12 protein-coding genes and 3 pseudogenes are annotated in these 23,006 nt (G+C 61.3%); 4 read left to right on the top strand and 11 right to left on the bottom strand.

The genetic code is table 11. The annotated features are described in order from the left end of the window. Positions 1-243: 243 nt before the first annotated feature. The 3 genes and pseudogenes from AAFG50_RS36890 to AAFG50_RS36880 form a co-directional block, all read right to left on the bottom strand. Positions 244-4,461, bottom strand: coding sequence for a Ulp1 family isopeptidase (locus AAFG50_RS36890; RefSeq protein WP_342714087.1), 4,218 nt, complete (start codon positions 4,459-4,461; stop codon positions 244-246). 272 nt (positions 4,462-4,733) lie between these two features. Continuing rightward, entirely contained in the window at positions 4,734-6,986 is a 2,253-nt protein-coding gene (locus AAFG50_RS36885) for a hypothetical protein (protein WP_011084516.1), read from the bottom strand. A gap of 170 nt (positions 6,987-7,156) precedes the next feature. Continuing rightward, positions 7,157-7,510: pseudogene (locus AAFG50_RS36880) on the bottom strand (DDE-type integrase/transposase/recombinase); the annotation flags it as partial. A gap of 60 nt (positions 7,511-7,570) precedes the next feature. Between AAFG50_RS36880 and AAFG50_RS36875 the strand changes: the two are divergent. Continuing rightward, on the top strand, positions 7,571-9,202 hold the full coding sequence (locus AAFG50_RS36875) for a recombinase family protein (RefSeq protein WP_014497996.1): 1,632 nt from the start codon (positions 7,571-7,573) through the stop codon (positions 9,200-9,202). Between the two features lie 47 nt (positions 9,203-9,249). Here AAFG50_RS36875 and AAFG50_RS36870 read toward each other — a convergent pair whose 3' ends face one another. Continuing rightward, positions 9,250-10,314, bottom strand: coding sequence for an IS630-like element ISRj1 family transposase (locus AAFG50_RS36870; protein WP_011084514.1), 1,065 nt, complete (start codon positions 10,312-10,314; stop codon positions 9,250-9,252). A 270-nt stretch (positions 10,315-10,584) separates the two neighbouring features. Here AAFG50_RS36870 and AAFG50_RS36865 point away from each other — a divergent pair. Further along, a pseudogene (locus AAFG50_RS36865) lies at positions 10,585-11,586 on the top strand (type IV secretory system conjugative DNA transfer family protein); the annotation flags it as partial. Between the two features lie 213 nt (positions 11,587-11,799). Here the strand turns inward: AAFG50_RS36865 and AAFG50_RS36860 are convergent. Genes AAFG50_RS36860 through AAFG50_RS36850 form a run of 3 tightly spaced genes read right to left on the bottom strand, consistent with a single transcriptional unit; the run spans position 11,800 to position 14,152 of the window. Beyond that, positions 11,800-13,347 carry an IS66 family transposase gene (locus tag AAFG50_RS36860; protein WP_039156384.1) on the bottom strand — a complete coding sequence of 516 codons (1,548 nt, stop codon included), beginning with the start codon at positions 13,345-13,347 and terminating at the stop codon, positions 11,800-11,802. A 53-nt stretch (positions 13,348-13,400) separates the two neighbouring features. Next, positions 13,401-13,757 (bottom strand): IS66 family insertion sequence element accessory protein TnpB, encoded by a 357-nt coding sequence (tnpB, locus tag AAFG50_RS36855; RefSeq protein ID WP_011090953.1) that lies wholly within the window; start codon positions 13,755-13,757, stop codon positions 13,401-13,403. After that, positions 13,754-14,152, bottom strand: a complete 399-nt coding sequence (locus tag AAFG50_RS36850) for a transposase (protein WP_231166592.1) — start codon at positions 14,150-14,152, stop codon at positions 13,754-13,756. The genes tnpB and AAFG50_RS36850 overlap by 4 nt, the downstream gene beginning before the upstream one ends. A 156-nt stretch (positions 14,153-14,308) precedes the next feature. On the opposite strand from AAFG50_RS36850, the gene AAFG50_RS36845 reads away from it, so the two are divergent. Next, positions 14,309-14,653 carry a hypothetical protein gene (locus AAFG50_RS36845; RefSeq protein ID WP_011084509.1) on the top strand — a complete coding sequence of 115 codons (345 nt, stop codon included), beginning with the start codon at positions 14,309-14,311 and terminating at the stop codon, positions 14,651-14,653. Between the two features lie 524 nt (positions 14,654-15,177). Here AAFG50_RS36845 and AAFG50_RS36840 read toward each other — a convergent pair. After that, positions 15,178-15,399, bottom strand: coding sequence for a hypothetical protein (locus tag AAFG50_RS36840; protein WP_014497999.1), 222 nt, complete (start codon positions 15,397-15,399; stop codon positions 15,178-15,180). A gap of 569 nt (positions 15,400-15,968) precedes the next feature. On the opposite strand from AAFG50_RS36840, the gene AAFG50_RS36835 reads away from it, so the two are divergent. Next, positions 15,969-16,226 (top strand): WGR domain-containing protein, encoded by a 258-nt coding sequence (locus AAFG50_RS36835; protein WP_011084508.1) that lies wholly within the window; start codon positions 15,969-15,971, stop codon positions 16,224-16,226. A 50-nt stretch (positions 16,227-16,276) separates the two neighbouring features. Here the strand turns inward: AAFG50_RS36835 and AAFG50_RS36830 are convergent. From AAFG50_RS36830 to istB, 3 genes and pseudogenes are all read right to left on the bottom strand, one after another. Further along, a pseudogene (locus AAFG50_RS36830) lies at positions 16,277-16,598 on the bottom strand (DDE-type integrase/transposase/recombinase); the annotation flags it as partial. Between the two features lie 362 nt (positions 16,599-16,960). Then, positions 16,961-22,096 (bottom strand): Ulp1 family isopeptidase, encoded by a 5,136-nt coding sequence (locus AAFG50_RS36825; RefSeq protein WP_166466028.1) that lies wholly within the window; start codon positions 22,094-22,096, stop codon positions 16,961-16,963. Positions 22,097-22,297: 201 nt separating this feature from the next. Next, on the bottom strand, positions 22,298-23,002 hold the full coding sequence (gene istB, locus AAFG50_RS36820) for an IS21-like element ISFK1 family helper ATPase IstB (protein WP_038952402.1): 705 nt from the start codon (positions 23,000-23,002) through the stop codon (positions 22,298-22,300). Between the last annotated feature and the right edge of the window lie 4 nt (positions 23,003-23,006).

Raw genomic sequence — 23,006 nt, 5'->3', positions numbered from 1 at the left:
CCTGATTCTCTCCTTTTGTGAGACGTCAAGCCCAACATATTGCTTCATAGCCCCTCCGATTCGTGTGATTGCGTGCAGGCTTGAAGATAGCGGACCTTTCGTCCCGCGGGCGCCGACCGCAATTATGTCATCGTGTGGGGTCCGGACGCCGATCGGCGTCCCAAGTACTTGATTGACTTCGCGCGTACGGGGGTCAATGTTCAGCGTCGATTCACAGCCAACTCTATCTCGCCCACGGCGACATCAGCCCCTGAGTCGGTTTTGCAGTGCCTGCCGATCGACGACGAGCTGGTCCAGGTGGACTGTCTGCCCTCCTTGCTCCAATTGCCTAACCAGCGCCCGCGTCCCGTCCACGACAAAGACGCCGCAATCATAAGTGTTCTGCTGCTGGGCCATGCCGGCTGGCTCCAGGCGGAGGTGCAGCCTACTTGCGAGATGCTCTGCATGCTTTTTGTTGAGTCCCCTGTAGGAATCGTAGTGGTAGGCGACCGGCTGCCCCCGGTCACTGCGATCAACGAACAGCAGCGACCAATGGTTGCCGAGGTTATTAGGATCTTCAGGGTTGGCATTAATCACGGGCAGGAACAGGAAGTCGGCTGTATCATTAAATTCATCATCATGGACGATGCGCTGGAACTCGGTTTGCACGACGCCATCGTCGTTAGAGCCCAGATAATTTAGGACGATGAGGGGATTCACGAACCGCGTCCGGGCGGCGAGATCCGGATCGTTCCTCTGCAAATCCTGCTCCTGGAGCCGGTAATCCCTGTCGATATGCTCGTCGCCCAGCCATTCCGTGTCCTCGAGCACCAGCCCGTGGCCGTGAGACGAGACTGTCGGATCTAAAGCCCCGATCTGAGCGTTGGCGGAGGTGATCGGAAACGGCCGTACAGAATTAGCATCGTCGCGTGATTCGGACGGCGTGGGCGCAGTCAGATCAACCAATGGAAAACCGCGGTAGGTGTCCGAGCGCGCCCTGGCAGCGGGCGCCGGCGCAAAGTGAGCATCGTCGCGCAATTCCCACGGCGTGGGCGCATCCAGATGCACCAATGACTCAAGGCCGCCGTAGATGTCTGAGGGAGCCCTGCCGGTTGATGGTGAGGCCGGTTCTTGCATCTGCCGTCGCGCCAGCTCCTCGCGCAACCACGCCAAAGCTTCATCATCCGAGAAGGCTGGCGCCGGAGAAAGCCCCTGCGGCGAACCGGGCTGTCGAGCGCCCTGGTGATGCCCCGGTACTGGCCCGGCAAACAGCGGCCGAAAGTCAGGCGCCGGGGCCCAAGCATTGTCACGCAACTCGAATGGTGTGCGCGGATTCGGATTAACCGCTGCCTCAAGACCGGCGTAGGTGTCTGAGCGAGCCCTGGCAGGATGCGCTGGCGCAAAATGAGCATCGTCGCGCAACTCGGACGGCGTCGGCGCATTCAGATCAACAAATGGCTCAAGACCAGCGTAGGTGTCTGAACGGGCCCTGGCAGGATGCGCTGGCGCAAAATGAGCATCGTCGCGCAACTCGGACGGCGTCGGCGCATTCAGATCAACAAATGGCTCAAGACCAGCGTAGGTGTCTGAACGAGCCCTGGCAGGATGCGCTGGCGCAAAATGAGCATCGTCGCGCAACTCGGACGGCGTCGGCGCATTCAGATCAACAAATGGCTCAAGACCAGCGTAGGTGTCTGAACGAGCCCTGGCAGGATGCGCCGGCGCAAAGTGAGCATCGTCGCGCAACTCGGACGGCGTCGGCGCATTCAGATCAACAAATGGCTCAAGACCAGCGTAGGTGTCTGAACGAGCCCTGGCAGGATGCGCCGGCGCAAAGTGAGCATCGTCGCGCAACTCGGACGGCGTCGGCGCATTCAGATCAACAAATGGCTCAAGACCAGCGTAGGTGTCTGAACGAGCCCTGGCAGGATGCGCCGGCGCAAAGTGAGCATCGTCGCGCAACTCGGACGGCGTCGGCGCATTCAGATCAACAAATGGCTCAAGACCAGCGTAGGTGTCTGAACGAGCCCCGGCAGGATGCGCCGGCGCAAAGTGAGCATCGTCGCGCAACTCGGACGGCGTCGGCGCATTCAAATCAACAAATGGCTCAAGACCAGCGTAGGTGTCTGAACGAGCCCTGGCAGGATGCGCCGGCGCAAAGTGAGCATCGTCGCGCAACTCGGACGGCGTCGGCGCATTCAGATCAACAGATGGCTCAAGCCTGCCCTTAGCATGTGACGGGGGCCTGGATGGTGATGCTGGTTCGTGCAGCTGTTCACCCAACCAAACCCAAGCTCCCGCGCTTGGGCTTGCCGGCGTTGAGGGAAGATCCTGCGCCGAGCCGGGATGCCGATCGCCCCACGCGGCCGGCGAGCTCGGCTGCTCAGGGCCTGGCAGCCCCAGCTCTCGGTTCGCCTCGATGAGTTTTAAGTAGCTGCGAAGATGCGACAAATCGGGACGGTATCTTGCGCCTCCGGTCCGTTGGAACGCCAGCACATCGTTGTCCAGCGTTAACTGCTCCTTGCTAGAGCCGTTAAGTCGCCCGATGATGCTCCCTTTGCGATTCCCTTTAAGCCACGCACTCAGCGCGCGAAGACGTGTCGCCCGCTTTTGCGCAGACCCCTTATCCTTCGCAGTTTTAACATGTTTCAGAGCTTGGCTCAGCGCGCCCTCGATGAGGGGCGCATCTTCTGGATGAGGAACCAGGCGACGTGGGGCACCGAGGACGCGGGGTTCGGGAGCTTCGGCTTCTTCACCCCCACGCAAGAGCCGCCGGAGAACATCCAGGGCCGATGTAATGCGGTGCTGGGGGTCACGGCCCAATCTCCGGTACGCCGCAATTTCCTCATCCAGCGGTGTACCTTTTCGTAGCCGAGAAGCTACGGACCCCCCATGCTCTGCGTTGACCCAGCGAACAAATCTCCCAAGCCCGGAAACACTGTTATTGATGGCGCCTGGGGTGAGCTTGCGCCGCTTGGCGTCTACACGAAACCTCGCCAAGAGCTCCGCGTCTTCCCCTGGGAGCGGCTCGCCGATCAGCTCGTTTTGCGACAGCATCGGAGCCTGCATCTGCAATGGGGACGCCGCCAGTTGATGGGATGGCGTCTGCATCAGCTGCCGCTCAACGGCGACGCCCTGCGGATTGCTTAGCGTCTTCTGCCTCTTCGCTGATCTCAACTCCCCTATATCATGCTCATTGATGACGAGAACCTGCTCGCCTGGCCCGAGCGGGTTCCTGTGACGTTTATCCGTCAGTTCGTCGTCATGGTGGCGCCAGTTCAGGGACCCTGCAGCATCCAATGCCAGGCCATGCGGCGGTGAAACCCCATGGTCGGCGCGGGGCAAGTTCAAGTCACGAAAAGACCCTCCTGCATCCGCTGCTTGTTGATGGTGCGCAATTGTCTCGATAGGCGGCGAGGAGCTGGGTCCGTCCATCGTCTCCAAAAGCAGATCCTGCTGGTTCGCAGGCAGAGTCTCCGGCCAGCTGATAGCTCCGCTCGAGCTGTGCTGTGCAGTCGCGGCCCGGGTCCGGCTCGGCTCAGCGCGAACCGCGCCTTCGAAATCAGGAACGGGGCGAATATGAGGCCGGAGCTCGATCGCTCTAGCACCCGCCGGCGACCTCAGGAGATGAGCCAGTGCGGCCCCGGCTTTTCTGCGGCCACGGGGGTCCGCCTCCTTATACTGGCTGACATCATTATCCAGCGAGCCGTCGCCAAGTCGAGCAGCAATGCCGGGCTTATCGTTCTCACGGAGGTAATCACTGAAATCGATAAGAAGAGTTGCATACTTCCTGACGGTGTTGGCGGTGCCTGACGCTGCATCTTCCTTGTACCCTTTGATGAGATCCGCATCTTGGGAATAGGGATTCAGCTCAACCCGGCTTGCAATCGGCGCGATGCCGCCCGGCGATTGGGAGGCTCGAAGATGAACCAGTGGCGTAGCGATGGCCTGCCCCTCCTGCTTGCCGAACTCCAGGGCATCCTCGACCAGCGACTCTTCGGAAAGCCGGGCAGCAATGCCCGGCTTTCCGTTCTTTACGAGCCAATGCCCCAATCCGAGAAGACAACGTACATTGCGCCTGACGGTGCGCTCGGTGGCCCCAGCCTTGAAGAGTGCCGGCCCGAGCCCCTCAATAAGAGACGCATCGTCGGAATAAACAGGATCCATGCCGCTTCCTGCGAAAACCAAATTTGCATGGCCGAGCGGCAGCGCCGACGCATTCAGCGTCGTTCCACCGCCTTCACCGTGCGGAGCCGGCGTATATGGTTGCCCGCTCGCCCGCACGATGGGTCGCGCCTCAGATCGCGATGCATCCGCTTGATAGGCGCGGACCTGCATGAGCACGGGAGCGGACAGGACAGCGACCTCGCTCAGCTGCCGCTGAAAGGCCGCCGCCTCTGCCGACGAGTCGGCTGGAGAGGCATCTTGCGCGTCCACGCTATCCGTTTGTTGCCCCCCCCGATTCATTGAGACGAATTTCATGTGTACTCACTTTCGAAGATGAAGAGCCTGGAGCGCTGATCGCATGCGCCTGGACTTGAGACGACACATCGCCGGCATTTGACGGTTCAGCTGCCAAGCGAAAGGAAGTTGGGGTCACGACGCTCCCGATCGAATTTCAATCGGACCCTGTTGTCGATCTGTTCGAGGAAGCCCGCGCCGGCTTCGAGCTCATCGAGGATTTCCTCTCGGTGAGAAACGGTCCACTTGATCGTGTCACCACAGCGACGCTCTGGCGCGGGACACCCAGGTAACTACATCCCGAGGCGCGCGAACTGCATCGACGCGTGCTCCGCCTCGGGAAGGGGATGCCACGGCTGGCCGCCAGCTGCGGTGCGCAACAAGGACCTACAGAACGCCGGCGTGAGCTTGCCGCGGTGGATCACGACGTTCTCGCGCCCCGTCGCAGCTCGAGCGCTCTGCCAGTCCTGATTGTAGCCGCGCTGGTCATTGGACTTCACGTGGCAAGCGGCGAACCCGGCATCGCTCAGCGTTGCCAACTGCCTGGCATGTACCGGCCGCTTGGTATGGATGTGCACCCACATCGGGCTTGGCGTCGCGCCATTGCGCAGGGCCTTGGGCTGCAGCTTGATCTCGAACAGTGTCCCCGGATCATCCTTCAAGGCGCGCGGTGAATTCACAGCCGCCAACTCCCCGGCCGCTCGCAACTGTTCAAGATACTTCTGGGACGGAAACGCGTAGGTCTTCATGCAATCGATCGTGATCACCGCCTTTTGCGCCGTGAAAGAGTTTGCCTGTCCCTGCACCTCGGACAACATCGCCTTGAGCCGGGCTATTTTGTCGTGCACTTCCGGCACTTGCGCAGGCGTGAGTAGGACACGTCGGCGAGGCTCCTCCAGCGCGGCTACACTGGCCTCAATCTCGGAGGCCTGTGTCTGCAGGCGCTTAACGACGAGATCCACGGCGTGATCGGCGTCCTCGGGCTTCCCGTGGCGCGCTTGCGAGACCGCGCTTTGCTGAGCCGGCAGATCGAACTGCAAAAGTTCGTCCAATCGCTTGAGTAATCCGGTCAGTGCGTTCCTGGAGGGCGGAGCCTGCAATATCTCCAGGTGCCCGGTCGCCGACGATGACGCCCTCGCGAGTGCCGCCTCCTCCGCGCTCGCGAGTTTCTTCGTACCCAGATCCGAGAGTACGATCACCTTGACTGTCGGGGCCGTGGCAGCGTCGGGCGTGGCGAGCTGCGGCTCGCGCGGCCCGGCCGCCGAACTTCGCTCGCCTGCGGCCGGTGCGCGCTTGCCCTTCCCCTCCCTGCGGGCCGCGCCCCCCTCAACCACTACGGCAGTCCGGGCCGTCGGCTCAATCACGGCGGGCGTCTTTGGCTGCACGTCCAAAAGACGCGTGACGTCGTCCGCGGTGACCCATGCACCATCCGCGATCTGGCCCAACAGTTTTAATGGAAGGTCGGCATCCGTTCCGGCGTCCCTTAGCCTGGTAACGATTCCGTGCACCCCTGAGGCAAATTCCGAAAGCCGCTCCATGACTCCTTCCAGAACGGTGCAGTGGTCTGCGTCGAGTGCCGCTCCGTTGCTGCTCAGAACGGCTTCGGACGCCGAGTTAAATGCCGGAAAAACATCCTCGATAAAGGTCCCGAGCAGACGCACCCGCCCATCCTCACCCATGAGGGCGTCGCTTACAGCTGGTTCGAACGTGCTCGCCCGCGACTCAATTAGAAGCTGAGCAAGAGCAACCTGCGATTGCAGATACACGCACTTCGTATAAAGTGCCCAGCCGGTCTGCAGGCGTAGTGCGGCCTCTTCGGCCTGCCGCATCTCGGGCGTGGTGCTCGGCAAGTTGGCGGTGGCCGCGCAGACGGACTGCATCCGTTCCATGCGCAATGCCTTCTTTCCCCACCCCTCCATGCAGGCCTCGTAGTGCTTCGCCACGCTGGATACCGCTCGGCTCAGCTGGTCAGGCTGAGCGTTGGCAACTCGCATATTCTTGAGCAAGGCTGTTGCTTTCTTCCTGCTCTTCTCCAGGTCGCCGATAATCCAGGTGGCCACGATGTCGCATTCGTTTCCCGCAGCGATAGTTTCCTCGCGGAGTCGGCGAGCCCGACCGTCGGAAAGAAGCCCGCGCGCCATGTCCGGGGGGAGGCTCGCGTAATAGCCCAGAACTTCCGAGCCTGCCTTGACGACTTGATCGATCAGCTCTTGCGCCTCCGACGGGTTCGGGTTCTGGGCTCGTGTGGCTGCATTTTTAGAAGCATCAAGCCCCGCAAGCAGGCTGCGCATTTTTTGCTTCGCTGCCTTGATTCCGTCGCCACTTGAGGAAATCTGGACTGCCACCGCCGAAGCTGGTGGCAGGCTCACGAGCGGAGCCGTTCCATCTCGAGGCCCGGAGCGCATCCGCTCCACGACAGAGTCGAAAGATTGCCCGCCCTCCCCGGGGGCGGGACCGAGCTCCGGGCTCGAACTACTCGATCCCCATGCGCTGTCGGCTCCTGCGGGCCCAACGTGCGATTTACCAGCTCGGCCAATGCCTGTCATATTCCACCTCCGATAAAGTCGAGAGTGCGCAGCCAGTCTGCATAGACTGGCTGGCTGACGAGTAGCTGACGTAGGGCGCTTCTCCCCGATTCACAGGAAAACCCGGATCACCGTGGGGTGCAATTCCATCGCGCCTGGCGTGCTGCTGGAGGCAGCGGGGCATCGTCAACTTAATCGACCGCGAGCCGAAGGAGGCGCTTCTCAAAGGTTCGAGATTCGGCGATAGCGCTTGTCGCGGAGATCTCGCGCCAAGTCGCAAAGGCTCGCCCGCGCGAAGCACGACGGAAGTCGGCAGTGACGGCTCCAGAATAGGGGATGTGGAAAAGGTTCGCGACCTGATCGTGAACTGACAGAAACCGTTGAGCCTGACGGGACGATTTGAAACGCTCCATGATCCGCTCGCGCCGCCGCGTCGGCTGATGAGAATTCTCGGCCCAATTGTTGAGAGCTTTGTGCTGGCGATGTTCGACGTGAAAGCCCATCTTCGCCCTCGAAGCGCCGTACGAACGGAGCTTGTCCGTGATTGTCCGTCGTCAGATGGTCGTTCAGCCGCCGGCGGCATACAACGCGCCGGATTCGAGCGAATGGTGGCGGAGGTTTGCCTCGGCAGGGTTGGTGCGGTTTGCGCCCGCGAGGTCTCGCGCTTCGCCCGCAACAGCCGGGATTGGCAGCAACTCATCGAGATGTGCCGCGTGGTCGATACCGTTCTGGTCGATCAAGAGACCATCTATGCGCCAAGGCACGGCAACGACCGCCTGCTGCTCGGGCTCAAGGGCAGCCTCAACGAGTACGAGCTGGATCTGTTGCGCCAGCGCTCGCTCTCGGCCCGCTACGAGAAGGCGCGCCGGGGCGAGTTGGTTGTGACAGCGCCCGTCGGCTTCGTGAAGGCCGGCGACCGTTATGAGAAAGACCCGGATCGGCGTGTCCAGGAGGCGATCAAGCTGGTGTTCGACAAGGTCGAGGAACTGGGCAGCGCGCGACAGGCGCTCTGCTGGCTCCATGAGTACAATCTCGATCTGCCGGTGAAGCAGACCAACGGCGACACGGCCTGGCGGCGACCAAACTACTCTGCCATCCACCGGATCATTGAGAACCCGGTCTACGGCGGCGCCTATGCCTATGGTAAGACAGCTGTGGCGGCGGGATACAGCACCGCTGGCGTGAGCCTGAAGATCCGCCGCAAGGCGCGGAACGAATGGCTGACGCTGAAGCCCAACACTCACGAAGGGTATGTGAGCTGGGAGAAGTTCGAGGCGATTCGCACCATGGTCAGCAGCAATGTTCCCACCAGTCGGCATCACGGCGCGCCCAACCATGGTGACGCGTTGCTGGCCGGTCTGATCCGCTGCAAGCGCTGCGGTCGCAAGCTCACACTCCGGTACTCCGGCATGGAGAACCATATCCCGCGCTACAGCTGCAACCGTGCCTGGATGGATAATGGCTGGGCCCACTGCATCGCCTTCGGCGGACTGCGCGTCGATGACGCCATCGAAGAATCGCTGCTTGGAGTCGTCGGTCCGGGCGCTGTCGCCGCCGCAACCGCTGCCGCCAAGGGAGCCAGGGAACGGCGCGATCAGGTACGCGATGCTCTCAGTCGCGACCTCGAAGCGGCGCGCTATGCCGCCGACAGGGCTTTCCGGCAATACGATGCCGCTGATCCCGCGAACCGGCTGGTGGCCAGTGAGCTGGAAGCGCGCTGGAACAGGGCGCTCGCTCACGCGGCGGAGGTTGAGGCCAAGATCGCCATGCATGATGCGGCCACGCCCGCACCCCTTGCCGATCCAGTCTCGCTCGGCGTTCTGGCCTCGAACCTCAAAACGGTCTGGGATGCGCCGACGACGGATGCTCGCCTCAAGAAGCGCATTGTGCGCACCCTCATCCATGAGGTCGTGGCCGATATCGACGACGCGGCCTCGGAGATCGTTCTCATCGTCCATTGGGTGGGGGGCGCCCACAGCGAGTTGCGCTTGCCGAAGCGCCGGCGCGGACAGCGCAACAGCACCTCTGCCGATATCGTCCAGGCCGTGCGTCAACTGGTGCTGATCGCCAGCGACGATCTGATTGCCGGCCTCCTCAATCGCAACGGCCTCAAGACCGGCAACGGCAATCGCTGGACCCGCGAGCGCGTCACATCAATGCGCTCGAACTACCACATCCCGGTGTTCAAGCCCGCCGAGGACGCGATCGAGCCATGGCTCGGGGCTTGGCAACCTTGACCATCACGCTACTCAACAAAACAGGTTATCGAATCTAGTACCCGGAATCAGAGCTGAGTGATACGGCGGCCTTTGAAACGGCGTTGACGGACCTTTTTCTTGGTCCAGACGAAGGGCTCGGCTCTGTCGTTGTATGCGTTGACGTAGGCATCGATGTGTTCCTGAAGCTGCTTGAGGCTCGTGAAGGAGGTGCCGCTGAGCGACTGCCCCTGCAAGATGGAAAACCATACTTCGACCTGATTGAGCCATGACGCACTTGTCGGCGTGAAATGAAATTGCACGTTGGGGTGGGCCTTGAGCCAGTCCTCGTTCTTTTTATGGGTGTTGAGGTTGTCGAGGATGACGTGAAGCTTGCGGTTCGGAAAAGTCGCGGTGACGCTGTTCATGAAATCGAGAAACTCGACGCGGCGCCGGCGTTTTGAATGGGTCGCGATGATCTTTCCGGTGGCGACTTCGAGCGCCGCAAACAATGTTGTGGTGCCATGCCGCTTGTAATCGTGGCTTTGGCCGGTTAAGGCGCGGCCATTGGGCAACTTCAGATAACCCTGCGCTCGCTCCAAAGCCTGGATCGAGGGCTTCTCGTCCACGCACAGCACAATGGCCTTCGCCGGCGGCGCGACATAGAGGCCGACAACATCGGCGGCTTTGGCCGTAAAGTTCGGGTCGTTGCTCTCGCACCAGGACTTGCGAGCCACCAGGTCAATCTTGTGGCTGCGCAGGAACCGCCAGACATATTGGACATCGACATCGCCCAGCGCCTCGGCCAGCAGGGGGCCGGTCCAGCGCGCAAACCCTTGCGGTGGCGGCTTATCCAGCAGCTTCAGAATCCGCTTGTCGGTCGTCTTCGTATAGATCGGCTGCTTGCCAGGCCGCGGCTTGTCTTGCAGCCCTTCAAGACCATGGTCGGCATAGCGATGCCGCCAAAGGCTGACAATCCGCGGCTGGACCCCAACTTCCTTGGCGATCGACCGGGTGCTGCGCCCATCCGCCGCCAACAGAACTATCCGCGCCCGCTTCAAATCGCGCTGCAACGTCACCGGTGAGCGACAGCACGCCTCAAGCACCTTGCGATCTTTCCTCGAAAGGTGGACTTCTCTTGCTTCGGGTATCATCCCGACCTTGAATCACGACTCACGTTCCAAGAAAAGTGGGTACTAGTCAGGCTCCTGGTCGGCCTGGGGCTTCGGTTCGCGCAGCACGATTTTACCCAAAACGGCCAAGCCGGGCGCGATCACGATATTGAAACCCTTGCCGTCATCGTTCGGCCAAGCGGCGCCGATCCGCGTCCATGTAGAATTTCGGCCGTCACCGGCCACAGCGAAGGCATCGTGCGTGGGCTTTCGACTTTCAGACATGAGGTTTCCTTTTCAAAACGAGGGATGTTCATCATGACCGACAATCCGCGCCAGGGCTCGGCGCGGGATGACTTCTTTCGGGCCTCGGCGCTGCAACTGCTGACGGCGTTGATCGCCGATGTCTGTTTGTCCGGTCATACGGAAAAGAAGGATCAGCACCTCCGCCAGGTCCGCGCCAACCTGTCGGAGCCGGAGCCGAAGTTGCGCCAGCGGCTTCAGACGATTTACGACAACTCCGAGTCCGGATTCGTGAAGGAGAATGTCGCGCCCTTCATCGCCATGACGCCAGAGACCTTCAGCGGCGTCTACGCCAATGCGGTGAAGGAAACCCACTGGCTCTCCTATGGCAACTATGCCGCCCTGGTGTCCGGATCGAGCTTCACGACGGCCGAGCTCGCGGAGGGCCGGACGGACGTCTTCATCAATCTCGACCTGAAGACCCTGGAGAACCATGCCGGCCTCGCCCGCGTCATCATCGGCTCGCTGCTCAACGCCATCTACAATCGCAATGGCGAAGTGACCGGCCGGACCCTGTTCCTACTCGATGAGGTCGCGCGTCTCGGCTACTTACGCATTCTCGAAACCGCGCGTGATGCGGGGCGCAAATACGGCATCACCCTCTTGATGCTCTACCAGTCAATCGGCCAGATGCGCGAGGCCTATGGCGGCCGCGATGCCACCAGCAAGTGGTTCGAAAGCGCATCCTGGATCTCCTTCTCGGCGATCAACGACCCCGAGACGGCGGACTACATCTCCAAGCGCTGCGGCGACACGACGGTCGAGGTCGATCAGCTGAGCCTGTCCTCGCAGACGTCGGGTTCCTCCCGGACGCGGTCCAAGCAGCTCGCGCGCCGGCCGCTGATGCTGCCGCATGATGTCTTGCGCATGCGAACCGACGAGCAGGTCATCTTTATTGCGGGCAATCCACCGCTGCGATGCGGACGCGCCATCTGGTTCCGGCGCACCGACATGCGCGCCTGCGTCGGCGAAAACAGGTTCTATCGGAGAGACGCTGGTCGGCGTCGCTGATTATCGCGAACGCGGCGATGAGAAAGACGTGGGCGGCATACAAACGACCGGCTGGTTCCCAGGCAGAGAAAGAAAGGGCGTACGTGGAAGGGCAGTATTGTCTGGGAACGGAAAGCCGAGACGGAGCGCATCCAGCAACGACGGCATACCGGGCTCGATGCTCGGCTCGTCGTACGAGCCGGCGCATCATCTCGCCCGCCACCTGTAAGCCGCCTAATTTTTGATCCAGACGTAGGGCTCCACGCTGTTGATTTTGCAGGTGGCGATGAGCGAAGCTATGCGCGCCCATGAACGACCACCTTCGTCGTGACCAGCAAATGAACTATTTTTACGCGTCAGAGTCAGCGGCCTGATTTGATTTTCGACGGGATTGGTGTCCATCTCAACGCAACCATCGTCGAGAAACAAGGTGAGGCCATCCCAATGGTTCAGGAGATAGGCGATCGCCTTGCCCATCTCGCTGCCCGGCGACAGGCGAGCGGCTTGCTCGCGCAGAAACCTCTCGAGTTCAGCGACGAGCGGCCGTGATCGCTCGTTACGGGTCGTTTGCCGAGCCGGGGCGTCGGCGCCACGGATCTCCTTCTCGATCGCATAGAGTGCGGCGATGCGCGCGAGAACGGCTTCGGCGATGGGTGAGCCGGCTTTCGGAGTCGCTGCGATGATCTTGCGCCTTGAGTGGGACCAACATGCGGCCAGCCGCAGCGGCACGCCGCCTTTGCGCTTGGGCCGTGCGAGCCGATGATAGCCCTGGTATCCGTCGACCTGAAGGATGCCGTCGAAGCCCTCGAGGATGCGCTCAGCATGGTCACCACCGCGTCCTGGCGCGTAGTGGTAGACCACGATTGGTGGATCAGCGCCGCCGTGGCCGCGATCGTCGCGCAGGACAGCCCACAGATAGCCGGTCTTCGTTCGGCCCCGGCCCGGATCGAGCACAGGCGCCCTGGTCTCGTCTATGAACAAGCGGCCCGATTGCTTCATCACGACGCTCATGCGCTCGACCAGCGGCGCGAGGTGGAAGGCGACCGTTCCCATCCAGTCTGCCAGAACGGCGCGATCGATGAAGATGCCATGCCGAGCCAGAACCTGCGACTGACGATAGAGTGGCATGTGCTCGCTGAACTTGGCGACCGCCACCTGCGCCAGCAGCGCCTCGGTGGGGATGCCACCCTCCACGAGATGGGCGGGCGCCGGCGCCTGAGCAACACCGGTGCAGCCCTTTGCGCAGGCGTAGCGCGGTCGCACCGTCTCGATCACACGATACTGGGCGGCCATGACATCGAGACGGCGGGAGCGATCCTCGCCGATCTGGACCATCCGGCCGCAGCCGCAGGGACACTCGAGGTTCTCGGGTTCGATCACCTGCTCGATGCGCGGCAGGTGCGCGGGAAAGGCACGGGCAGCGCGCCTGGTCCGGCCGCTGGACGGCGCCGTGCCGGCGCGGCGCGCACGATCGTCCTGGCGTTCCTGGACTTCGGCGATGGCAATCTCGATGTCCTCGAGAACCAGTTGCATCTGATCGGGATTGAACTTCTCCGAGCGTTTACCGAAACGTGCGCGCTCGTACTCCTTCACGAGCAGTTCGAGGCGTTCGACGCTCTCTTTGGACGCAGCCAGTTCACTCTCGACATGAAGGCGCGCCGAGCATTCATCGTCTGCGCGACGACGCTCGGCTTCAATCATCGCTTCCTGCGCGCGGAAGAGCGCGCGCAAATCGGCGGGCAGCGCTGCAAGACGGGCGGGATCAATGGGGGACGGCGGCACATCCGCAAGCTATCATCCCAAAGCCCCGCGCGAAACAGGTTGTCGGGTCTGAGTCAGTTCGCCGCAGCTGGCGTCGCGACAATCCGTTCGCCCACTCGCTTCCAGTTCAGCCCTTCAAACAGCGCTTCGAACTGCACGCGCGTCAGATGCATGACGCCGTCGCTGATCTGCGGCCACTCGAAACGACCATCGCGGCCAAGGCGCTTGTAGACCAAAACGAGGCCCGTGCCGTCCCATAGCAAAATCTTCAGCCGGTCGGCGCGCTTCGAACGAAAAACCACGATCAGGCCCGAATGCGGATCGAGCCCAAGTGTGTTTTGCACAAGACCGGCCAGCGCGTCGTGCCCGCACCGGAAGTCAACAGGACGCACAGCAAGCACAATCCGCAGTCCCTGCGCCGGAATGATCATGCGCCGCGCTCGATCGCAGTCACCATCTCCGCGATCCGCACCGCCGACACGTCCGCATCCAGGCGGACCGAAACCTTGCCAATCGTAATCTCGACGGGCCCCTCGCTCTTGCCTGACGCCACTGGATCGCTCAGCTCGATCGACACGAAATCCGCCGCGTCGTCCGTGACCAATGCGAGCCGGCCAGCACGCGCCAATCTGCGCCACGTCGTCAACTGCTGGGCCTTCACACCATAACGCCGTGCGACATCACATACCCGGGCGTCGGGCTTCATGCTCTCGAAAACAGCGCGCCCCTTGATCTCCGCAGACCATAACCGGCATCCAGAACGCGTCCGGCGCGTAAGCTTCCCCACAAAGCCATCAGCTTCGGCTTCCTCCCCCGATTGTTCCATCGCCTTCAGTCTCCTCTCGGCTCTCTGACAAGCCAAGGATCGCAGAGCGAAAGCCGAAGCGAAACCAGTCAATCAAATGGGAGAAAAGCTCCGCTTACAATTTTTGCTCGTTCAGACCGACACAAATTGCTCAAAGATTCGTGGAGAGAAAAGCAGATGAGCGATGAGCCCGACCTCGAGAGCAGAGTCGTTGCAGCGATACGACACTATCGTGCGGCGCTCGACGTGGCGGAAAACCTGGAACGAGAGGACGCGTGCGCGCATCGAGCGCTGACGAGCACCCTGCTCGATTTGGAGCGTGCCCTGCGAGGCGAAGCGGCCCCGCATCTCAACAACAACCTGTTTGAGACCGGCTCCACGGCGGTTGCACGGTCGGATAAAACATGGGCCGACCTGGTCGAGGCGACTGCGAGATTGGATTCGGCCCGTCGAACCTTAGCTGCTCTGGAACGGCAGTTGGGATATCTTCCAAAAGTCTCGAGGGGAGCGGATCACAAGTGAGGTTAGATAAGAGTCTCGCACGATCGGAAGGTTTCCCGACCATTTCAGAGCGGCGGCGGCAACGCTCTGACGGGCTCGTGTCCCAGCCAAAATCCCGCGCCCAAAACAGACCTCTCTGCGTCCTCGTGTTTGGGACCGCCGAGGTACAGCGCGCGAATCGGGACCTTGCTGGATCCCAACCTTCCAACTTTCCCGCCGCCTCGCCGCGTCCTCCTATGCAGGAATAGACCTCGACGCACTGGCTCGATCGTCCTGTCGAGCGTGCACAGTTTCTGATGACGCTGACCAGCGCGAGTCCTGGTTGAGTTTCTTCTGCTTGTGACTCGGCGTGGAAACGGCATTGCAGCCTCTTCGATCTTCGGCGCGGCTGCGATCATGTGATCAAGCTCTAAAAAGTGGTTCGACGACAGGCAGGCGCTTGAGGCCAGCGTCAACGTTGTCGGAAAAGTGGAAGCCGTGCCGGCTCACACCGTAATCAAAACAGACGTCAAGCGCCAATCCAAGGGCCAGAGCTGCGCTTACGATCAACGTCGAACCGATGCGTTCGAACCACCAATCTCATTGGTGGCGCCTGCTCCGGTGCGATCGATGACCCAGGCCACCATGTAGCCCTTGGCCTGCTCGGTCTGCACCTGCCGGAGGGCCTCAGAGTAGGTTAGTAAGGGCTCTTGCGCCGGGTAGACGGCGCGGTCGGTCGGGGTGACAAAGTGATGGCAGCACACGCGATAGTCTTTAGCCTCGAACATCGGAATCCTCCTCTCGCCTCAGGTTGCGCGGCCATACGCGCTTTCAGATACTGCCCTACCACAGAGAATGCGGCCTTTAAGAGGCCGCGCGCTTCTTCAACACCCCATAAGGTTGGTCGGGCTGCCAGACGCAGGTCGGCGATGTCCGACCACATCGCGCGCTTGATTCTCTGCAGCAGCACCGGCAAAGAAGTGCCCGGGTGTCATTCCATAATTCACCCGTGTCCGGACTTCGATTTCCCGTTCGTCCGCAATTGCTCCGTCGATCGCTCAACGGCTGCACCGATGTCACCTAGTCAGCTTTCAAACCTTGCTGAGGCTGCTGGATCGACAATGCTTGGACCGAGCTCCGGCGCGATTCAGTGAGCTTCTCGATCAGTTCAGACTGCGGTCTCGGTTTTGCCGCGAGACGGTGGGGTTCAAATCGGGCCGTGGAGCCTCCACATCATCGCCACAGTCCGAAGACACCCGCCTGGTGCAATTGATGTAGCGAGAGAATGAATCGTTTGGCCCTGATCGATTCATAGAAAGCATTGGACCTCGCTTCCACAGGAAGCGAGAATCCATGCATGCCGAACCTTAAGCTAGGGCCGCTTCACCTTCGCCGCATCGACACCACCCGCAACATGCGGCGGTTTTACTTGCTTTCGATCCAACCGACCTTGTTCGGCGGGGTCTCGCTGATCCGCGACTGGGGCCGGATCGGCACGACCGGCCAGACGATGGTGCAGACTTTCGATGCCAGCGCTGAAGCGGGCGAAGCATTCGGACGGCTGGAGCGCGCCAAGCGCAGGCGCGGATACACCTCTGCTGAGGAGAGAGTCTGAGGTTTCGTCAATTTCCCGGGGATTACGGATCCACTTACGATGCCTGGAACGTGAAGTGACAGAAACCGTTGAGCCTGACGGGACGATTTGAAACGCTTCATGATCCGCCGCGTTGCCGCGTCGGCTGATGAGAATTCTCAGCCCGATTGTTGAGAGCTCTGTGCTGGCGATGTTCGACGAAAAAGCCCATCTTCGCCCTCGCAGCGCCGTGCGAACGCTTGTCCGTGATCATCACGCGCGGCGGCGTGCCGGCGGATTTCAAGAGCTTCTTCATGAGCCGCTGGGAAACCGGAAATACAACCAAACGGCATAGCTGATCACTTCCGATGGGAAGCGATGGCGGCGATAAAGAGGGTCCCGGGCGGTCGGCATGCCGGTCGTCTACCCCTCGGCCGCTCCAATTCGTTAACTTGACGGTACCCGCTGCTCGTCGACAGCGATGGCACGATCATCGCGGGCGAAGGCCGATACCTGGCCGCGCGAAAGCTCGGTCTCCTCGAGGCGCCGGTCAGCTGACCGGTCTTTCCGAAGCGCAGCGTCGCGCGCTCGCCCTTGCCGACAACCGCATCGCGCTGTCGGTGGTCCGGCGGCTCGTCGGATACGGGCGCTTCGACGGGGGCGAGACGGCCCGCGTGATGGCACGTCTCTACGCCGCGGCGCGCCTGCTGGTGAACTTCTTCCAGCCGTCATTCAAGCTCAAAGAGAAGCGCCGCGAGGGTCCGCCCACGGCGACATCAACCCCTGAGTCGCGCTTGCAGTGCCTGCCGATTGGCAACGACGTTGCTGAGGTTCAGCTGGTCTGGCTCCCGTCCTTGCGCCAATTGCCTAACCAGCTCCCGCGTGCCGTCCACGACAAAGACGCCGCAATCACAAGTGTTCTGCTGCTGGGCCATGCCGGCGGGCTGCAGGGCGAGGTTCAGCCTTTCTGCGAGTTGTCTTGCATGCGTCTCGTTGTATCTCCCGTAGGAATCGTAGTGATAGGCGACAGGCCGTTGCCGGTTGCTGCGATCAACGAACAGCAGCGACCAATGCCTGCCGCGGTCCGTAGCACTGGCATCGTTCACTGGCAGCAACAGGAAGTCGGCTGTATCGTTATCACGCCGATCATGGACGATGCGATGGAATACGCGTAGCACGTCGCTCTCCGCGCCCAGGCGCAGCCGCAGCGCTTCGAGGGGATCTACGAACCGCGTCCGGGCGGCGAGATCCGAATCGCTCCTCTGCAAATCCAGCTCCTGAAGCTGGTAATCCCTGAGGATATGCTCGTCGCCCAGCCATTCCGTGTCCTCGAGCACCAGCCCGCGGTTATGGGACAAGGCTATCGGATTCAACGCCCCGATCTGAGCATCGGAGGAGGTGATCGGAAACCGCCGCACGATATCGTCGCGCAATGGGGACGGTGCGGGCGCGGTCAGATCAACCAATGGAAGACCGTCGTAGGTGTCTGAACGAGCCCTGGCAGAAGGCGCTGGCGCAAAGTGAGCACTGTCATCCAACTCGGCCGCATCCGGATCAAGCAGTGCCCCAAACCCACGATAGAGATCCTGAGCCCTGGCAGTTGATGGTGATGCCGGTTCTTGCATCTGCCGCGCAAGCTCCTCGCTCAACCACGCCAAAGCGTCATCGTCCGAGTGGGCGGACACCGGAGAAAGCCCCTGCGGCGAGCCGAGCTGTCGAGCGCCCTGGTGATGCCCCGGTACCGGGCCGGCAAACGGCGGCGGAAAGCCAGGCGCCCGGCTCCAAGCATTGTCGCGCAACTCAAATGATGTGGGCGAATTCGGATTAAACGATACCTCAAGACCGCCGTAGGTGTCTGAGCGAGCCCTGGCAGAAGGCGCTGGCGCAAAGTGAGCACTGTCATCCAACTCGGCCACATCCGGATCAAGCAGTGCCTTAAATCCACGATAGAGATCCTGAGCCCTGGCAGTTGATGGTGATGCCGGTTCTTGCATCTGCCGCGCAAGCTCCTCGCTCAACCACGCCAAAGCGTCATCGTCCGAGTGGGCGGACACCGGAGAAAGCCCCTGCGGCGAGCCGAGCTGTTGAGCGCCCTGGTGATGCCCCGGTACCGGGCCGGCAAACGGCGGCGGAAAGCCAGGCGCCGGGCTGCAAGCATTGTCACGCAACTCAAATGATGCGGGCGAATTCGGATTAAACGACACCTCAATACCGCCGTAGGTATTTGAGCGAGCCCTGGCAGAGTGCGTTGGCGCTGCTTCCACGGTCGGCCGGGCAGGTTCCTGCCCAGCTTGGACTATGTCCTGCGCCTGCTCAGGAGGAACCTCGGGCCACGATGGGCCGTCTTCCACCATTAAGCGCAGATCCTGATCGTAACCTTCCGGGAGGACCAATGGCCGACTGACAGCTCGCTGCCGCGCGCTGTGCTGCGCAGCGGCGCCCCCGACGTACGTCGCGACCGCATGCGGCGCCGTGACATCTTCGTAGCCGCTCCGCAGCAGCATCGGCTGCGTCTCCCATGACGACGTACCCTGTTGATGGGTAGGCGCCGGTGTCGGCTGGCCGCCTGAATTGGCGATCTCGCTCAGCTGCCGCTCGCCGGCAACGCCTTGCGGATTGTTTAGGGTCCTCTGCCTCTTCGCTGGCCTCAACTCAGCTGTGTCATGCTCATCGTTGATGAGGACCTCCTCGCTTGGCAGGCGGTTGCTCCTGGCAAGCGCAGCCATCGGCTCGTCCGGGGACTGCTGGCGGTCGGGCTCTCCGGGATCCGGTGCCTGGTCATGGCGCGCGGCTGGCTCGAGAGATGACGACGAGCGGGGTTCGTCCATCAGCCCCAAAAGCAAATCCTGATCGCGGCCTTCCGCGGGAAGCTCCTCTGGCCGACGGCCAGTTTCCTGCGACGCGCTGTGCTGCGCAGCGGCGGCGTCGACGCGCCTCGGCTCCATCAGTACCGTGTCTTCGGGATTGATAAAGGCCACGTTCTGGGGGTGAGGATTCAGCTTAGCGCGTCGTGAGATCGGCACTTCGCCCGTCGACCGCAAGGTCCGGAGATAGTCGATTGCCTGAACGAGTGTCTTTGGATTACCCTCTCCGGTGAACTCGAGCACCTCACCGCCATCGGTCAGCGACTTATTGTCGAGCCGATCACGAATGCTCGGTTTTTCTTTTGCGAAAAGCCAACGGCTAAAGCTACGAAGAGAACCTCCGTGCTGCTCGGCAGCGGATTTGCTGAACCCGCCCTTGATGAGGGCCCTCTCAAGCCCCGAAATAAGGGGAGCATCCACGGAATAAAGAGGCTGCTTCCTCTTCCCTATCACAATCCAAGTTGACTGCGGCGCCGAGGACGACGCGCCGGGTTCATCCATCAGCCCCAAAAGCAAATCCTGATCATGGCCTTCCGCAGGAAGCAATTCCTCTGGCCAACTGCCACCCTTCTGCGACGCAATGTGCTGCGCAGCGGCGTCGCCGACCCGCCTCGACTCCCTCAGGGCCGCCTCTTCGGGATCAATATGGCGCTCGTGCTCCATCGCCTCAGCGCCGGCCTGCGATTTTCGGAGACGACCCAGTGCGGCACCAATCCTGAAATCAGCACCGGCGACCTTCCTATAGCTCTCGACATCTCCATCAAACGACGTGCCGAGCCCAGCAGCAATGCCCGGCCTGTTGTTGTCACGCAGGTAGTCGCTGAAACTGCGAAGAGCAGTTGCATCCTTCCTGCTTGCATCCTTCTTGCCGGTATCTGTCGCTGCTTCGTTTTTGTACTCTTCGATGAGAGCCGCGTCCTGGGGATAAGGATGCAACTCAGTGCGGCCTGCGATCCGCACGACTCCGCCCGTCGACTGCGAGGTTCGGAGATGAACTATCGCCGCAAGAAGCCTTAAGGGATTACCCTTTCCGATGAACTCGCGCGCATCAGCGGTCAGTGACTTTTCGTCGTCGAGCCGAGCAGCAATGGGATCTTTGTTATTTGCGAAGAGCCAGTGGCCAAAGCTGAGAAGAGTACGTACATAGCCCCTGGCAGTGCGTTCGGCGGCGTTCCCATTACGGAGGGCCTCCTCAAGCCCCGAAATAAGGGGAGCATCCTCGGTATGAAGAGGCTGCTTGTCGTGCCCTATCAAAATTCCAGTTGACTGAGCCGGCTGCGGCGCCGAGGACGACGGGCCGGGTTCGTCCATCCGGCCCAAATCCTGATCGTGGCCTTCCGCAGGAAGCAATTCCTCTGGCCAACTGCCAGCTTTCTGCCACGCACTGTGCTGCGCAGCGGCGTCGCCGACCTGTCTCGACTCCATCAGGGCCGCGTCTTCGGGATCAATATGGCGCTCGAGCTCCATCGCTTTAGGGCCCGCCTGTGATTTTCGGAGATGAGCCAGAGCGGCACCGATCCTCGAATCAGCACCGGCGTCCTTCTTATAGCTCTTGACATCTCCATCCAGCGCCTTGCCTGAAAGCCGACCAGCAATGCCCTTCTTGTTGTTTTCACGCAGGTAGTCACTGAAACTGCGAAGAGCCGTTGCATCCTTCCTGGCTTCTTCCTTCTTGCCGGTATCTGTCGCTGCTTCGTTTTTGTACTCTTCGATGAGAGCTGCGTCCTGGGGATAAGGATGCAACTCAGTGCGGCCTGCGATCGGCACGATTCCGCCCGTCAACCGCGAGGTCCTGAGATGGTCTATTGCCCTAAGGAGTGTCGCGGGACGCTTTTCGAACAACTCGCGCGCATCAGCGGTCAGTGACTCTTCGTCGTCGAGCCGAGCAAAAATGCTCTTTTTGTTATTTGCGTAGAGCCTCTGGCCAAAGCTGCGAAGAGAAGATAGATAGTTTCGGACGGTGCGTTCGGCGGCGCTCCCATTCCGGAGGGCCTCCTCAAACCCCGCAATAAGGGGAACATCCTCGGAATGAAGAGGCCGCTTCTTGTGCCCTATCGCAACCCCAGTTGACTGAGCCGGTTGCGGCGCCGAGGACGGCGGGCCGGGTTCGTCCATCGGACCCAAAAGCAAATTCTGATCATGGCCTTCCGCAGGAAGCAATTCCTCTGGCCAACTGCCAGCTTTCTGCAACGAACTGTGCTGCGCAGCAGCGTCGCCGACCTGCCTCGACTCCTTCAGGGCCGCGTCTTCGGAATCAATATGGCGCTCGAGCTCCATCGCCTTAGCGCCCGCCTGCGATTTTCGGAGATGAGCCAGAGCGGCACCGATCCTTGAATCAGCACCGGGGGCCCTCTTATAGCTCTTGACATCTCCATCCAACGCCTCGTCTGAAAGACGAGCAGCAATGCCCTTCTTGCTGTTTTCACGCAGGTAGTCGCTGAAACTGCGAAGAGCAGTTGCATTCTTGCTTGCATCCTTCTTGCCGGTATCTGTCGCTGCGTCGTTTTTGTACCCTTCGATCAGAGCTGCGTCCTGGGGATAAGGATGCAACTCAGTGCGGCCTGCGATCGGCACGATTCCGCCCGTCGACCGCGAGGTCCTGAGATGGTCTATTGCCCTAAGGAGTGTCGCGGGACGCTTTTCGAACACGCGCGCATCAACGGTCAGCGACTCTTCGTCGTCGAGCCGAGCAGCAATGGGATCTTTGTTATTTGCGAAGAGCCACTGGCCAAAGCTGCGAAGAGAATATAGATTATTTCGTGCGGTGCCTTTGGCGGCCCCGCCCTTGATGAGGGCCTTCTCAAGCCCCAAAATAAGGGGAGCATCCTGGGAATAAAGGGGGCTTTTGCTGAGCCTTCTCAGAATCCCTTTTGACTGAGCCGGCTGCGGCGTCGAGGCGGCCGGCATTGCTCCTTCACCTGAACTGCCGATCTCGCTCAATTGCCGCTCAAAGGTCGCTGCGGCTGCGGACGGAGCCGCGGGTGAGCTCTCTTGCGGGCCCGTGCTGTCCGATTGTTCACGCACCCGCTTGGTCGAGGGGAAATCCATCCGTTCTCACTTTCAAAATATGAACCAGGGCTTCGATCTGGCATGCTGGCGATCAGCAACAAACCACCCTTTACAGCCCTCGATAGACCCGCACCGGGAGCATCTGCGGATTTCACGGATCGTGAGCATCGATTTCGCGCGATCGTGAGCACTGAATTCAGACGATCGTGAGCAGCCCGCTACGGCCGATGGGAGATAGAGTCAGTGTTCTGGTTGGCCGTCAAGGGTGATGGTTTTGGCGCTGCGTTTTCGCATGCTTTCTCCGGTGAGCTGGAGGCGGTGGGCGTTGTGGACGAGGCGATCGAGAATGGCGTCGGCGACCGTGGGGTCCCCAATGGCTCCATGCCAGGTGTCCACGGGGAGCTGACTTGTGACGATGGTGGATGCGCGGCCATGTCGGTCCTCGAGGATTTCGAGCAGATCGCGGCGTTCCGCGGCGGTGAGCACCGATAGTCCCCAATCATCCAAAATCAGAAGCTGAGCGCGGCCGAGGCTTTTGAGGAGCCGGGCGTAGCGTCCGTCTCCGCGCGCGAGCGCCTCGAACAGCCTTGGAACGCGATGATAGAGGACTGATCGGTTGTCGCGGCAGGCCTTGTGGCCGAGCGCGCAGGCTAACCAACTTTTGCCCAGGCCGGTTGCCCCGGTGACGAGCAAATTCTCGTGGCGATCGATCCAGCGACCTTCGACGAGTTTGGCGAAAACGGCGCGGTCGATGCCCCGCGGGGTGCGCAGATCGACGTCCTCGACGCAAGCAGTCTGGCGCAGTGCGGCGATCTTGAGGCGCGTGGTGAGCCGCCTGGTGTCGCGTTCGGCGGCTTCGCGGTCGACCAACAGGCCGATGCGATCTTCGAACGGCAGGGCTTCGAGATCGGGCGATCGGCGCTGCTCCTCGAAGGCCTTGGCCATTCCG

Source organism: Bradyrhizobium sp. B039, from assembly GCF_038965675.1.
GTDB classification, from domain to species: Bacteria; Pseudomonadota; Alphaproteobacteria; order Rhizobiales; family Xanthobacteraceae; genus Bradyrhizobium; species Bradyrhizobium diazoefficiens.
Note: the sequence above shows the minus strand (reverse complement) of the source record. Positions and strands in the feature narration are given on the sequence as shown.